The sequence below is a fragment of the Agriterribacter sp. genome (assembly GCF_035497235.1).
Lineage (GTDB): Bacteria > Bacteroidota > Bacteroidia > Chitinophagales > Chitinophagaceae > Agriterribacter.
In genome coordinates, this window is sequence record NZ_DATJEB010000036.1 from 1 (window position 1) to 15,880 (window position 15,880).

Annotated in this window: 11 protein-coding genes; 7 read left to right on the top strand and 4 right to left on the bottom strand. The window is 42.5% G+C overall.

Annotated features, from left to right (window positions below; translation table 11 throughout):
- Positions 1-179 precede the first annotated feature (179 nt).
- The 5 genes from VL121_RS11540 (at position 180) to VL121_RS11560 (ending at position 5,210) form a co-directional block, all read left to right on the top strand.
- Entirely contained in the window at positions 180-1,400 is a 1,221-nt protein-coding gene (locus VL121_RS11540) for an MFS transporter (protein WP_325405377.1), read from the top strand.
- Positions 1,401-1,425: 25 nt separating this feature from the next.
- Positions 1,426-1,881, top strand: a complete 456-nt coding sequence (locus tag VL121_RS11545; RefSeq protein ID WP_325405379.1) for a hypothetical protein — start codon at positions 1,426-1,428, stop codon at positions 1,879-1,881.
- Positions 1,882-1,896: 15 nt separating this feature from the next.
- Positions 1,897-2,361, top strand: coding sequence for a GyrI-like domain-containing protein (locus VL121_RS11550; protein ID WP_325405381.1), 465 nt, complete (start codon positions 1,897-1,899; stop codon positions 2,359-2,361).
- A 183-nt stretch (positions 2,362-2,544) separates the two neighbouring features.
- A complete protein-coding gene (locus VL121_RS11555; protein WP_325405383.1) occupies positions 2,545-3,918 on the top strand; it encodes a Gfo/Idh/MocA family protein in 1,374 nt (457 codons plus the stop codon).
- Positions 3,919-4,172: 254 nt separating this feature from the next.
- Positions 4,173-5,210, top strand: a complete 1,038-nt coding sequence (locus VL121_RS11560) for an alkaline phosphatase (RefSeq protein ID WP_325405385.1) — start codon at positions 4,173-4,175, stop codon at positions 5,208-5,210.
- Between the two features lie 53 nt (positions 5,211-5,263).
- Here VL121_RS11560 and VL121_RS11565 read toward each other — a convergent pair whose 3' ends face one another.
- From VL121_RS11565 to fbaA, 4 genes are all read right to left on the bottom strand, one after another.
- Positions 5,264-5,947, bottom strand: a complete 684-nt coding sequence (locus VL121_RS11565; protein WP_325405387.1) for an AcvB/VirJ family lysyl-phosphatidylglycerol hydrolase — start codon at positions 5,945-5,947, stop codon at positions 5,264-5,266.
- Entirely contained in the window at positions 5,937-8,468 is a 2,532-nt protein-coding gene (locus tag VL121_RS11570; RefSeq protein WP_325405389.1) for a phosphatidylglycerol lysyltransferase domain-containing protein, read from the bottom strand. The genes VL121_RS11565 and VL121_RS11570 overlap by 11 nt, the downstream gene beginning before the upstream one ends.
- A gap of 305 nt (positions 8,469-8,773) precedes the next feature.
- A complete protein-coding gene (locus tag VL121_RS11575; protein WP_325405391.1) occupies positions 8,774-9,316 on the bottom strand; it encodes a DUF4142 domain-containing protein in 543 nt (180 codons plus the stop codon).
- Between the two features lie 235 nt (positions 9,317-9,551).
- Positions 9,552-10,619: a class II fructose-bisphosphate aldolase gene (gene fbaA / locus VL121_RS11580; protein WP_325405393.1), complete on the bottom strand. Its 1,068-nt coding sequence runs from the start codon at positions 10,617-10,619 to the stop codon at positions 9,552-9,554.
- Between the two features lie 321 nt (positions 10,620-10,940).
- Between fbaA and VL121_RS11585 the strand changes: the two genes are divergently transcribed.
- Entirely contained in the window at positions 10,941-14,366 is a 3,426-nt protein-coding gene (locus VL121_RS11585) for a SusC/RagA family TonB-linked outer membrane protein (RefSeq protein ID WP_325405395.1), read from the top strand.
- Between the two features lie 11 nt (positions 14,367-14,377).
- A complete protein-coding gene (locus VL121_RS11590; protein WP_325405397.1) occupies positions 14,378-15,868 on the top strand; it encodes a RagB/SusD family nutrient uptake outer membrane protein in 1,491 nt (496 codons plus the stop codon).
- Positions 15,869-15,880: the final 12 nt, after the last annotated feature.

Sequence of the window (15,880 nt, forward strand, 5' to 3'; positions counted from 1 at the left end):
GGGAACAAATAACAGCCGTATTATTAACATAAGTGCTGATGAACGAAGCCTTGCCCAGAGTTTTCAAGACTATCAAAGCTGGTTGAAATAATTTACTCGCAGAATCGCTATATTTCTGCTATTTGCAACTAAGTAAATCCGGAAGAACTAATTTTGCATCCTCAAAGGAGTTAGTTAATATGAAGCGTAATGAAGCAAAGGGAATGGTTATCAGCATGGACCGGGGAGTACAGCAAACTGTTTTTCCCATACTTTTCGCCATTAGTTTTTCGCACCTGTTAAACGATACTATACAATCTATTATCCCGGCCATATATCCGCAGCTCAGGGATACTTTTTCTTTAAGCTTTGTACAAATTGGGCTGATAACGCTTACTTTTCAGTTGGCAGCATCATTGCTGCAGCCGCTGGTTGGATTATATACTGATAAAAAGCCGCAGCCCTTTTCATTGGCCACGGGCATGACTTTTACCCTCACAGGGCTGGTATTACTGGCAAACGTGGGCAGCTTTCATGGGGTATTGCTATCCGTTGGACTCATTGGCATCGGCTCATCCGTATTTCATCCGGAAGCATCCAAGGTAGCCTATATGGCTGCCGGCCCACGGCGCGGGCTGGCGCAATCTATTTTCCAGGTGGGCGGCAATGCCGGCTCCGCTATTGGCCCATTGCTCGCGGCTTTCATCATTCTTCCCTATGGCAGGCATAGCATTTCGTGGTTTTCTATTATTGCCCTCCTGGCCATTTTTGTTTTGTGGAGGGTTGGCTTGTGGTATAGTGCCAGTTACCTGCACATCAGCAAAAAAACAAGCGGTGCAACGATCCCTCATCACCTGTCAAAAGCTAAAGTCCACGGCTCTATTGTTATTCTTTTGCTGCTGATCTTTTCCAAGTATTTTTATATGGCCGGCATCAGTTCTTATTTTACTTTTTATGTAATAGATAAATTTGGTGTGGGTATTCAGCAATCGCAGCTCTACCTGTTTGTATTTTTGGTTGCGGTTGCCGCGGGCACATTGGCCGGGGGACCTATAGGCGACAGGATCGGCCGCAAATACGTGATATGGGGCTCCATACTGGGCGTAGCGCCTTTTTCATTAGTACTACCTTATGCTAATCTTTTCTGGACAGGCATACTGATATTCATTATTGGCGTAATACTGGCTTCCGCTTTTTCCGCTATCCTCGTGTATGCACAGGAGTTATTACCGGGCAAAGTGGGTATGGTGTCGGGCCTGTTTTTTGGATTTGCTTTTGGTATGGGAGGCATCGGGTCGGCGCTGCTGGGCAAGCTGGCTGATATCACCAGTATTGAATATGTATATAAAGTATGTTCCTTTTTACCGCTGATTGGTTTGCTTACCGGGTTTCTTCCTAATTTGAAACAGCAAAAGGTGTAACAATCCAAACAACCGAAAGAATACTATGGCAACATCAGATATCAATATTGACGGGGAATACAACAGTGGCTTCTCTGTGCCCCGATCCTTTTTAGAATTTCACCCCGGTTCTTCGATGAACACCGGTGCATATATTGATTTTGCCAGGAAGGCAGTATCCACCATTGATCCGGGAGTTATTCAAAAAATAGCCACAGACCTTGGCTTATCCTTTGTACCCGAAAAAGAAAAGGAAGGCGAAGTTTGTTTTATTAATAGTGAAGAAGTACGGCCGGAATTTAAACTCAGTTTCGCGCCGGTTGACTTATCGGATTATATCTCAGCTGCACTGCACCACTCATATACAGCCCACCCTAAACCATTACCGGAAACCGGTCCTGTGGTCATACCTTATCCCAAAGACGCCATTGGCTTTTGGAAATTGGTTAAGCTGGGAGAAAAATTAAGACATGATCGGGATTTAAAAATTTTGCCAGAATAAAACACATCACTATTTATGAATAAATTTGAACTGGAAGAAATACGATTGATAGGCCTGGCTTTAAAAACAAAAACATTTAATGCAAACGGACAGTCTGCCATTGATTGCGGAAAGCTGTGGCAGGATTTTACAAATGGAAACTATGCTGATAAGGTTCCCGGTAAATTAAGCCATGATATACTCGCCGTGTATCACCAATATGAAGGCGATCATACTAAGCCCTATTCTTATTTCATAGGTTGCAAAGTAAACACCAATACGCCGATCCCTCCCGGGATGGACAGTTTAATTATCCCTGCAGCACAGTATCAAAAAATCATCACCAAAGGAAAGATGCCGGATTGTGTGGCCAACGCTTGGAGCGCAATATGGCAATCTGATATTTCCAGGGCATACCGGTTCGATTTTGAACTGTACGACGAAAGAAGTAAGGATTGGAGCAATACGGAAGTAGATATTTTTATTGGCGTTGAAAAATAACTCCGCCAAATCCCTCCCCACAATCAAACATATTGGATCCTCCAGATCGGTCAGGAATTTTAAAATGATTTAATTTCCTTTTATTACCGGTTAAAAAAATATCTTGGCAAAAGCGAATATTTGGCTATTTTTCAATTTTCCGCCCGAAAGCAGGTATACACAAATAAACAATTGCACCATATTATGAAAGAAAAAAACCGTTTAATATCCCGCAGGCAATTTGTTGCCACCGCAGCAACCGCTACGCTTGCAGGCCCCCTGATCTTTGGTGAAGCGGCGCAGGCTGCTTCCCGCAATGGAAAGCTCAATCATGCCTGTATTGGCGTGGGCGGTATGGGTTTTCACGACCTGCAGCAATTCAAAAGCCATCCCAATGCGCAAATCGTTGCGTTGTGCGATGTAGACGCTAATAACCTTAAAAAAGCAGCGGAGCTTATTCCCGGCGCCCGTTTATACAGCGACTGGCGGGAACTTTTTAAAAAAGAAGGAAAGAAAATAGATTCGGTAAATGTAACCGTTCCGGATCATAATCATTTTGCCATAGCCATGCAGGCTTTACGAAACGGCAAGCATGTATACTGCCAGAAGCCTATGTGCCATGACGTTGCGGAAGTGCGAATGCTTACGCAAACAGCAGTTAAGGCGGGTGTTGTTACCCAACTGGGAACACAGATTGCTTCGGGTAAGGGTGACCGTACGGCAGTGCAATGGATCAAAGAAGGAGCCATTGGCAAAATCAAACATGCATACCTGTGCTCTAACCGCCCCGGAGCCATTGATACTTACCGGCTGGTTGGCCCGCGCCCGGTGCAAAAACAGGAGCCACCTGCACATCTTAACTGGGACCTGTGGATCGGCACAGCACCTGAGCGTTCTTATGCGCCTGAAATATACCATCCTACCAAATGGAGGGCATGGCAGGATTTTGGAACCGGCTGGTCGGGCGATATTGGCTGCCATATTTTCGATGCGGTGTGGAAAGGGCTTGGGTTAAAGGCCCCTATATCTGTTGTTGCGGAAGTGCAGGCATCGTGGAAGGATTCACCTGAAAGAAGAGCGGATACCTGGCCGCAGGGCGACCATATTACCTGGATGTTCCCGGGAAATGATTATACGGAGGGTAAAGTATTGCCGTTAGAATGGTTCGATGGCTTATTTTATCCGCCTCAGGAAATACGATCCCTGTATGCCGGTAAAGAATATCCTGCAGAGAGTGCCATGCTCATAGGAACAGAAGGCGCCCTGCTGATACCGCATGGCGGAATGCCGGTATTGCTGCCGGAAGATAAATTTAAAGCGCATACGCTTCCCCAATTAGAAGAACGTAATCACTATCACCATTTTGTTGACGCCTGCCTGGGCGGATCCAAAACCGAATCGCATTTTGCACAGTCGGGGCCAATGACCGAGGCTATTATTCTTGGTACTGTAGCTATAAGAGTACCCGGCCAATTGCTGGAATGGGATGCGGTGAACCTGAAATTTCCCAACCACCCCGGTGCTGAAAAATATTTGCGCCGCCGCTACCGCAAAGGCTGGGAAGTGAAGGGGATGTAGTGGGAGTGGTAAGTAGTAAGTAGTAAGTGATAAGTTGGTAAGACAGAAATGGGATTTCCAATAAAACTATTCGCTATTGAAACGGCCGGGTAAACCATTAAAGGTTACCCGGTCTGTTCATGCCATATTAACTATTTGTGAACTGGTGCATATTGTCGTTTATAATCCGGAGTTTTGAGTTGGAAAATGTATTTATAGCAAATAATATAAAGTTCATGATTAAAAACTGCATTTGTGTCCTTTCGCTTTTACTAATGAGTTCAGTTGTTTTCAGCCAGCAAAACAGCAGCAAAAAGAAAGCTAAGAATATTATCCTAATGATAGGGGATGGGATGGGAACGGCACAGATTTTTGCCGGATTAACTGCCAATAAAGGAACGCTTAACTTGGAAAAATTCCCTTTTAGCGGTTTTCACAAAAGCCAGCCTTCAGAGGGGTACGTTACAGATTCAGGTGCCGGCGCTACCGCTTTTTCTATAGGTAAAAAAACATACAATGGCGCTATTGGTGTAGATGCCACAAAGCTGGCACAGCCTACTATTCTGCAGATAGCCGAACGGAACAAACTGGCAACGGGTATGGTGGTGAGTTGTGCGGTTACCCACGCTACGCCGGCTTCTTTTATAGCCCATCAGCCTTCGCGCGGTATGCAGGAAGAAATAGCGGCGGACTTTCTGAAAACAGATATTGATGTTTTCATCGGCGGGGGAAGAAAATATTTTAACCAGCGTAAAGATGGACGTAATCTTATAGATAGTCTTAAAGCGCGCCGGTACCAGGTGCTGGATACATTAACAGATATTGTAAAAGTGAACTCCGGCAAATTAGCCGGCTTTATAGCCGATGGTGAACCGCCGAAAGTATCGGAGGGCAGGGGTGACCAGTTGCTCCAGTCAACGCACACGGCATTAAAACTATTGCAACAAAATAAGAATGGATTTTTTTTAATGGTGGAAGGTTCGCAGATTGACTGGGGCGGTCATGCCAACGATATAGACTACATTACTACTGAAATGATTGATTTTGATAAAGCCATTGGCGCCGTGCTTGATTTTGCAGCTAAAGATGGCAACACACTGGTTATTGTTACGGGAGATCATGAAACCGGCGGACTTTCTTTAACCGGAGGCGATATAAAGGCTGGTAAAGTGGATGCGAAATTTACTACCAAAGGACATACCGCTGTAATGATACCTGTTTTTGCCTACGGACCGGGCGCCGAAGCTTTTGGTGGTATATATGAAAACAATACCATTTTCGATAAAATGATGAGTGCATTCAGGTTTAAATGAAAGGAAAGGGCATTACCATATAGCCTATCTCCCCCGGCATTTTATTGTACAAACTATTCCCAGTTAATATGCTTGAGCAGCACCCTGGCAACTTCCTCCGTATCTCCATCAAAATGATGACCGCCGGGAAGTATTTCATGTGTGTATTTTTTTAAAGAAATTTCTTTTAAGTCAGGCGTATGCTCATCGCTGGCGGTAACAATAACAAGGTTATCTTCAACAAGTTTATTTATTTCAGATACAACATCCATACTTCTTCTTTTGTTTTCTCCCAAAATATCAGACCAGTGGATTTCAAAATCGGTGCTTCCGGAAGAAGCCATCATAAAAGAAACCCGTAGATTGTCATGAATGCTTTTTGAAAGCCTGCTAATAATAAAGGGCAGTACATCGGCGCCAAAAGAATAGCCGATAAATACAACCTGCTTATTTTTTCTGCCCGCTGTTTTTTTGCTCAAATAATTATTCACATCCATTGCTGTTTTTCCAGGTGTTTTTTTATCCCAGAAATAGGTTCTTGCATTTAATGCAGCAATTTCATATCCTTCTTTATTCAGGGCAGCACACAAATCTGTGGAATATGTATTTAAGCCTCCATCGCCTGATATATAGAAAATGAAAGGCTTATCGCGGGAGGCTGCAGCCCACTCCTGTACCGGCAGGTTTTGTGCAAACAGGGTTGGCGGCAATAAGAATGTCCATAAAAAAACAAGCAGCAGGAGTGTTTTATGCTTCATAGTACGATCCGGGTTTCATCACTTTATTTAAGGCTGCAGGTAATTGCAGCAGGTCGTAATCCGTTTCAAATACCAGAAATTTATCTTTCCATGTGCTGGCATACTTCTGCTTAAAATCGCGTAATCCATGATAATGTTTAAAGCGTTTTAATCTCTCCCCGGCATATTTAAAAAGTTGCTCGGCCGGATTTTTGGGATCAGCAATGCCCGTCATAGGCACAAGCCCCATGTTTATAAACTGAAATTTATTTTCTTTTGCATACGCTATGAGTTTAATAATAAGCGCATCCATGCATCCCCCCGGCGCTTCAGCGGTTTTTCTAATAAGGTCGTATGTACATTCGGCGGGCGCGTAATCGGGTACAATATTCAGAAACGCCGCGATGTTGCCCTCCGCATCGGTAACCGTAATTACATCCTGCTGTGTTATTTCGTTTGCATTAAACATACCTTGCGAAAAAACCTGTTCATCTTTGCCAAAAAAGGATAACCATTCCTCTGATACTTTTTCGAGTGCAAGCACCAGGCTAATCTCCTGTGGCGCTTTATGAACCGTGGTGGTAAACCCTTTTTTTTGCAGGCTGTTCAAAGCATTTCTTAATGATTTTTTATCCTTTCCCTCTAATGTAAAGTTTTCCGTATTTAATATGGCTTCCTGGCCTATAATCATTTTTTGTTTTCCAAGCTGGTCAAACCACAAAATACCGCTTTCATCTACCCGGTAAAATGCGGTTTTTAATCCTATATGGCCGCACTGTTTATAAAATTCTGCTAACACATCCAGTGTATTTTCCTCTTCACACACAGGCATTTCCAGTGCTATGGCAAAACCGTTGGCAACACGATAAGATACGAAAGCATCGTGCAGGTTAGAAAAGAAAAAAAGTTTATCTGCAGCTATTTTAAAATAATCCATGGAAGAATTTCCATACGCCGCCAACAGGTATTTTGCCCTTTGCCTGCTTGCTTCATTGATGGGTTCTGTTTTTAAAAATGGTTTAATAAGCGTAAACAAAAGAAATCCCCAGGCTGCAAAGCCTAATAAATGAATTATTTGTATAAACTGATGGCCGAAAGGAGTGAGGGGGTGGAGTGGATTATCGTTGGTGAATAGGAAACTTTTGATCGTATAAACCAGTGATTGCCGCCAGGTAAAATCTATACCAAAATGTTTAACATCTATGAAGTAAAAACTTACAAACCCAAAAATTAGTACCGCCAAAAAAATACCGGCAACCGATAACAGCCCAAAGCGGATCCATTTAAGGCTGCTCCGCACCGGGTATTGGCTGCGGCTGATTAATAATAAAATAATAATTACTGCGGCAAAAATAGCTTCCTCATAATCCAGCGCTTTTGTGAGGTTGCCAATGAGCGATAAAGCAGAAAGCAGCAGTGCCAAACGCCAGGCGTTCTTTAGCCCTTTAAACATAAATGCCGCGGTAATCAGCATGGTCAGTCCTATAAACAACACCAGCACGTTTGAGGCGTTAATCGCTTCCAGCGGAATAAAGGCCCTTATCAATTTGAGGCGCGGGCGCAACGGTGGCGTTACCACAGATATAATATTGATTAACCCCAGCGTGAAAATAAATAAGGCGGGAACAATCCTGACAAATAATTGTCTTCCTCTCCATGCAAATGCCAGCATTCCAAAAATCATAGGAAGCCAGAACTCGAAGACCCGGTATAAAACCGTTACAGATAAAGCCTGAATGGTTGAGTAGCCGTACATTTCTAAAATATAAACCAATGATATTTCTACCGCGCCAAGCCCTCTTAAAAATGGGGAGCTTATCATTAATAATACAGAAACAATATATGCTGTGGCGGCAATGGGAAGCGAGGCGGGCAGCCCCAATGCCAGCATGGCAATAAAAATGTGAAATATTCCGCTAAACTCCACACCGGTTGAAAATAAAATAGCGCCGCCATATTTCCTGCTATTGATGTTAGCTGCAAAAAGTTCGTCAATTACAGGGGCTATACGAGGGAATTTATTTTTAATAAACCCGTATAGCCTTCCTTTTGCTTTAAGCAATTTTGCAATAAGGGTAATGCCTGCCAGTATAAGAATAACAAACAGCAGGCTAATCCACACATTCCATAAGTGCCGGTTGGCCGATAAGGCAAACAGGATGATTACCGGAAAGCCAACAAGGAAAACGGTGAATAATCCCGCAAAAGCATACAACCCGCTAGCCTGGTGTACTTGTGTTTTATTAAATCCTCTTTTTTTAAATTGCGATGGCATATAGGCCAAAGCGCTTACGCCCCCGGCCGGTAAAAAAATACTTAAAAAATTCCTTTTCAAAAAAAGTTCGGTGGCGTCAATCAGTTTTAACGGCGACCCTATAGCGGCAAAGCTGCTTATATACATGCCGCTTTGGAGAAGTATATAAAGAATGGTAAGTCCCGTGCCGGCAATCAGCCAGCTAACATCAGCATCTTTAATACGGGGGATAATTTCCAGCAGTTCCTTCCTTTCACTCCTAAAGAAAACAAATGCTAGCAGTACCATTAACGCCGCCAGTATTTCTCTCCAGTATAGTTTCGCAGAAAAGAATTGTACCTTTTTATATAGCGCAGGAAGATTCAGTTTTTTTGTAAAGATAGGAAACAAAAAAAACTGTACCGGTGTAGTCTGCTTTTGCCGGACTGGCGGCAATGCCAACGCTGTTATTGTGTCTTTTCACCAGCGATGGAAGGGGTGGGCATAATACAATAAAGGCTGGCAACCATTTATAAATTGGTTATCAGCCTCCATGCTTTAGCGCTAACATTGGTGAATGTTACTTCAATCACCAGGGTATAGAAACTTTTTTACTATTTAAATTTTTTCTGCACCATTTCAGCATGCTGAAGATGCGCTTTTAATGAAGGAACAACATTCTGTAATAATGCTTTTAATTCTGCGTTTTCTGTTTCAGGTATTAACAGCCCCTCTACTGCGCCAATTACGGCTTTATGATAAGTTACTTCATTATCTATATATGCCTTATTAAATGCATTGCCTTTTTTTGAACGCAATGTTTTTTCTGTTTTTTTGGCATCTGCCAGTAACTGCTGACTAACGGCGTTGTCTTTGGGCGTAACGCTTAATTTTTTAACCAGTGCCGCCGCCTGATCAATCACCGCTTTGTGGTTATCGGCCATCATATTGGCAAATTGTATGATGTCTTCATTTTTTGATTTTTCTTTCGCAATGGCTGCGTAATTAATGTCAATCTGGTTGGCTACAACAGCAACGGAAGCCACTTCCGCATCCGAAAGTTTGGGATTATTCTGCGAAAAAACGGACGTAAAGAAAGTAGCGGCACATACCACTGCAGTTGCAAAAAGCGGCTTCACTAATGTATTAGCTTTCATGTTTATTATGTTTTAATTGAAAAACTTACTTACGCTGATTAGATCATGTAAAATGAAAAAGGTTACAGAAAATGGAATAATGTTAATTGAGAACGCCTCAAAAGGGCCGGTACAGAAGATATGCCAGTATACATGAGGCATGGCAGGATTTCCGTAAAATTAAAAAGGTTGACAATCCTTTAAGTGGATGTCAACCCTGTTATTTTAACCGGCAATAGCCGGGAAGCAAAAAAAATTACGCGTTCCTGTTAATGCAGTTCAGATCATTGAATGCTACTTCTAATCTTTTAATAAAAGTTTCTTCGCCTTTGCGCAGCCATACGCGGGGGTCATAATATTTTTTATTGGGCTTGTCTGCGCCTTCCGGGTTGCCTAACTGTCCCTGCAGGTAAGCTTCACTTTTTTTATAATTGTCCAGAACGCCTTCCCAGAATGCCCATTGCAGGTCGGTATCAAGGTTCATTTTAATAGCGCCATAACCAATGGCCTCACGGATCTGGTGCTGGGGCGAGCCGCTGCCGCCATGAAATACAAAGTAAACGGGTTTGGCCGCGGTTCTTAATTCTTTTTGAATATATACCTGGCTGTTGTTTAAAATTTCCGGGCGTAGTTCTACGTTTCCGGGCTTGTATACGCCATGCACATTACCAAAAGCGGCTGCTACGGTAAACAGGTTGCCCACTTTGCCTAATTCGGTATAGGCATAAGCTACATGCTGCGGCTGTGTATATAATTTATCATTATCCACATTGCTGTTATCTACCCCGTCTTCTTCACCGCCGGTAACACCCAGTTCAATTTCAATACTCATGCCCAGTGGCTGCATGCGCTTAAAAAATGCGACAGAAGTTTGAATGTTTTCCTCAATAGGCTCTTCGCTCAGGTCGAGCATATGCGAGCTAAAAAGCGGTTGTCCTTTTTCTTTAAAATACTGCTCTCCCGCATCTAATAAGCCACTTACCCAGGGCAGCCACTTTTTGGCGGCATGGTCGGTATGCAATACCACAGGTACACCGTAATACTTAGCTACATTATGAATATGCAGCGCGCCTGAAACACCTCCGGATATATTGGCCTGCAGTTTATCGTTCGGCATTCCTTTTCCGGCAATAAATTGTGCGCCGCCGTTGGAAAACTGTACAATAACAGGCGAGTTAACCTTTGCTGCGGTTTCAAGGGTAGCATTAATGGTGTTGGTTCCAATACAATTAATGGCTGGCAAAGCAAATTGATTTTCTTTGGCATCTTTATATAACGCTTCCAGTTCTTCGCCAAAAAGCACTCCGGCTCTATACTTTTTCATATTTATGTATTTATTTTTTTAATCATTAAAAGACATTTCCCAACAACCGAAACAAGGCTGTAAAGCGCCGCGAAGATAATATACTTCGTTTTCATATAAAATTTCTTCCGGCAATCTGGTATTTTGTGGCTGCTAACCGCAAGGAGGCGCTGCCTTTTGCCAGGGCATTTACGTATATAGTAATATCCCTTAAAACCGATAGGATAGATTTATTTATCTTGCACGTAACTTTATTTAAATTTTTTTTTAAAATAAAGCGTTTTCAATCAACGTTTTACTTCAAATAATTGTCCTCATTAAATAATGCATAAACTAACTGATATGATTTTTCATAAAAAGTACCCTGGTATTACAGGGTACTTCGGGCAATTTTCAAAAGCACGCTGCTTCCCGTTTATTGTACTCTGCTTCTTTTATACTGCCTCACAGGCCGGATACTCCAATAATGGCAAATTGCTTTTTCAGGCTGCTATGCAGGATTCTATAAGGATAAACGGAAAAGTAACCGATTTGGATGATAATACGCCTTTAAGTGGCGTATCTGTTGAAAACCTAAGAAGCAAGATGGGTACGATAACCAATGCGGCCGGTGAATTTTCACTATATGCTGAAGTGGGAGATCAAATTCAGTTTACTTATATAGGCAGAGCGCCTAAAATTGTTATTTACAGGAGAGAAAGCTTCTTAGATATTGTATTAACTAAGGGTGAAGGTGCATTGTCAGAAGTAGTTATTACAGGTTTTCAGAATCTCGATAAAAAGAAATTTTCTGGCGCCGCTGCTTCATTCAAAGCTGCTGATGTAAAAATTGACGGTGTTGCCGATGTAAGCCGTATGCTTGAAGGCCGTGCCGCCGGCGTATCTGTACAAAATGTGTCGGGAACATTTGGCGCTGCGCCTAAAATAAGGATCCGGGGCGCAACATCAATCAATGGAGAAAACAAACCTTTATGGGTGGTAGATGGGGTAGTGCTGGAGGATATTGTGAATATTTCAAACGACCAGTTGTCAAGCGGAGATCCAACCACGCTACTGGGATCATCGGTTGCAGGTATTAATGTAAACGATATTGAAAGTTTTGACATCCTTAAAGATGCCGCAGCAACGGCACTGTATGGAGCAAGAGCCATGAACGGCGTTGTGGTAATTACTACTAAAAAAGGCCGTGCAGGCAGGCATATCATCAATTATACCGGCAATTTCAGCACACAGTTCAAGCCAGGTTATAACCAATTCAATATTATGAATTCTGTTGACCAGATGTCTGTATTGTCGGAACTGGATCGTAAAGGATGGCTTACTACCAATATTCTTAGTGACGGCGATTATGGCGTGTATGGGAAATATTTTGATTTGGTAAATACGCCATCACCTGGCGGAGGTTTTGAAATACCCAATACCCCCGAAGCCAAAAGGGATTACCTGCTGCGTTATGCCAAATCCAATACCGACTGGTTCGATATTCTTTTCAGGCAATCCTTTATACAGGAGCATTCTTTAAGCATTGCTTCCGGAACAGATAAAATGCAATCCTTTTTTTCTACCAGCTTTTATAACGATAACGGATGGACCGTTGCCGATAACGTAAAACGCTATACGCTGAACTTCCGTAATAACTATAATCTTTCTGATAAGTTTACCGTTGGTTTTTTAACAACAGGATCTTACAGGCAGCAGGAAGTACCCGGAACAGTTGAGCGCAGGGCAAACGTGGTAAGTGGCGGTTTTGAGCGCGATTTTGACATCAACCCTTTCAGCTATGCTTTAAACAGCAGCAGGGTGTTAACCGCTTACGATGAAAACGGGGAACGGGAATATTTTACGAGAAACTTTGCGCCTTTTAATATCCTTACCGAACTTGAAAATAATAAAATCAGGATCAATGTAATAGACCTGAAATTACAGGGTGAAGCAGGATATAAATTTACAAAGCAGCTTCGTTATGAATTTATAGGTGCATTGCGTTATGTGCGTTCAACAAGAGAACAGGAAGTAACTGAAAATTCCAATATGGCAAACGCTTACAGGGCTGCGGATAATGCTGAAATGCGGCAGAATAACAAGTTTCTTTACCAGGATCCGGAAAACCCCAGCGCTGAAAAAATTGTTGTTTTACCCTACGGCGGCTTTTATAACCGCACTGAAGACCAGTTGCTCAATTTTGATGTACGAAACAGTGTAACGTATGTAAATACATTTAGCGAAAAGCATGATGTTAATCTTTTGATTGGCCAGCAAATAAAGTATACCGACAGGCAAAATGCGAGCTCTACCGGCTATGGTTACCAGTATGAAAGCGGGGGCGTAGCAACGCCCGACTTCCGCATTCTTAAACAAATGATTGAGCAGAACTTTCCGTATTATGGCATGAGTAAGGACTTTGATCGTTTTGCCGCGTTTTATTTTAATGCGCAGTATACGTATAATAATAAGTATAACTTTTACGGAACGGTACGCTATGATGGCTCCAATAGATTAGGATCATCTATTACTGCACGCTGGCTGCCTACATGGAGTTTTGGCGGCGCCTGGAATATAGACCGGGAAAACTTTCTTCAAAATCTTTCATTTATTAACACGCTGAAGCTCCGTGCCAGCTATGGACTCACAGCCAGCTTAGGACCTGCTTCCAATTCCAATATCATTCTGCGCAACATCAACATACACCGCCCTTATTTATCGGATGTAGAAACCATCATTTACATAGCTAACCTGGCCAATACACAGCTTACCTGGGAAAAGAATTATACCGCAAACATTGGGCTGGATGCCAGGTTGTTCAATAACAGGCTTACGGCAAGTATAGACCTGTACCAGCGGAAGAGCTTTGATCTCATCAGCCAGATCCGTACTTCCGGTATTGGCGGTGAATCGTTAAAGGCTGCAAACTATGCAGACATGACGGCACATGGAGTGGAAGTATTGTTGGGAGGAAGCGTAACCGGTGGCAAAAACTGGGATTGGAAAAGCAACATCACATTTGGGTATAATGTTAACAGGATTACCAATGCGGAAAACCTGCCCCGTATTTTTGATCTTGTAAAAGCGGAAGGTGGTAATCTTAAAGGGTATCCTGTAAACGGACTCTTTTCTATAAAATATTCAGGATTGAACCCGGATACAGGCATACCGGAATTTTTAAACGAAAAGGGAGAAAAATCCCCGGCGGTTTACATGCAATCTGATAGTGTGCAAAACCTGGTATTTGAAGGATCCGTTGATCCTATGTTTACAGGGGGATTCAATAATACTTTTACCTATAAGGCATTTTCACTCAATATATTTATTACCTACCAGGCCGGCAATAAAATAAGATTATACCCTGCCTTCAAAAACAGGTATACGGAATGGGATGCAAGTCCGAAGGAATTTTATGACAGGTGGGAGATGCCCGGTGACCAGCAGGTTACCAATATTCCTTCAATAATGGATTTTTACCAGGCTATGCTAACTAACAATGCCTCTTCGGCATATCCGTACAACAATTATAACTATTCTACTGAAAGGGTGGCTAAAGGAGATTTTATACGGTTAAAAACGATCTCCCTTACGTACCGGTTGCCGGAATCCATTACCCTTAAAACCGGCTTTTTGAAATCAACCGCGTTAACCATTGCTGCTATCAATCCCTGGTTGATATATGCGGATAAAAAATTGCAGGGACAGGATCCGGAATTTTTTAATGCCGGCGGCGTAGCGCAACCTATACAAAGACAGATTACCCTTTCATTAAAAGCAGGACTGTAATAAAAAATAGTATGAAAAAATTACCTGTATATATCTTTTTATGTACCGCTGTTTTAACTGGCGGGTGTAAAAAATATCTTGAAAAAGAGCCGGATAACAGGGCAAAATTAACGGATCAGAAAAAAGTGTCGCAGCTATTGGCTTCCGCTTATCCCGCGGCAAGTTATATGGCATTTAACGAAGCAATGTCTGACAATGCGGGAGATAAAGGAACCGGTGAGCTTGATCCAACCAACAGGGATCCCTATTATTTCGATAACCAGGCCAGTCCCGACCAGGATTCCCCCGATTTTTACTGGAACGCATGCTATGAAGCGATAGCGGCTGCTAACCAGGCATTGGAAGCATGCAGCAATGCGGCTAATCCCTCCGGTTATCAAAATCAAAAAGGTGAAGCGCTGGTTGCAAGAGCTTACGCGCATTTTATGCTGGTAACCCTGTACGCAAAACCTTATAACGCGTCTTCATCAGCTACCGATCCGGGTATACCTTACGTAACGGAACCCGAAAACGTAGTATCTAAACAATATGAGCGTAAAACAGTTTCCTATGTATATGAAATGATAGAAAAGGATTTGCTGGAAGGGATACCTTTGATTAGCGATGCGGCGTATACCGTACCCCGTTATCACTTCAATATTAGCGCTGCCAATGCATTTGCCTGCCGGTTTTATTTGTATAAAAAAGATTACGAAAAAGCGGTTCAGTACGCCGGTGCGGCCGTTCCTGATTTTTTACCCGGCCTTCGCGCATGGAATACAAGCTATCTTACCATTGGTATTAATAATTTACCCGCCGAATATCAGAAAACTTCTGAAGCTGCCAACTTATTATTAATGACCTGTGTAAGCACTTATAGTTATGGTCTTAATTATGTAAGATACCGCTATGCGTTAACACCGGCTATCAAGGATGAAATATTGAATACTTCTATAGCGGTAACAGGCGGCAACTGGGCGCTTGACATGGGCATTTATGTAGGGTCACAAAAAAATCCCGGGATTCCCAAGCTTAACTATACCGATTTTGCGCTGGCTAATCCCACTGCAGATTATGGGCTCGCTTATGGCACTACTTGTCTTTTTACGGTAGAGGAAGTACTCTTCAACAAGGCCGAAGCCAATACATACCTTGGTAATTATGAACTTGCCATTAGCGATCTTAATACCTATATGAGTACCCGTATAATAGGCGTTACCCCGGGTAGTTTACCTTCAAACCGTAGAATTACCCAATCAAAAATAAGAGCGCACTATAATAATACATTGAGTATACAGGACGCGCTGGTAAAATATATCCTGGAATTAAAACGCGCTGAATTTATACATGAGGGAATGCGCTGGTTTGATATACTGAGGTATGATATTCCGGTAACCCATCATTTTTCAGGCAGTGGCGATGTGGTAACAGGATCAGTTACTATTGACGCTACAGATAAACGGCGGCAGCTAAAACTTCCTGACGGAGTAAAACTTTCCGGAATAACCGATTTAAACAGATAATGGTTAAAAATT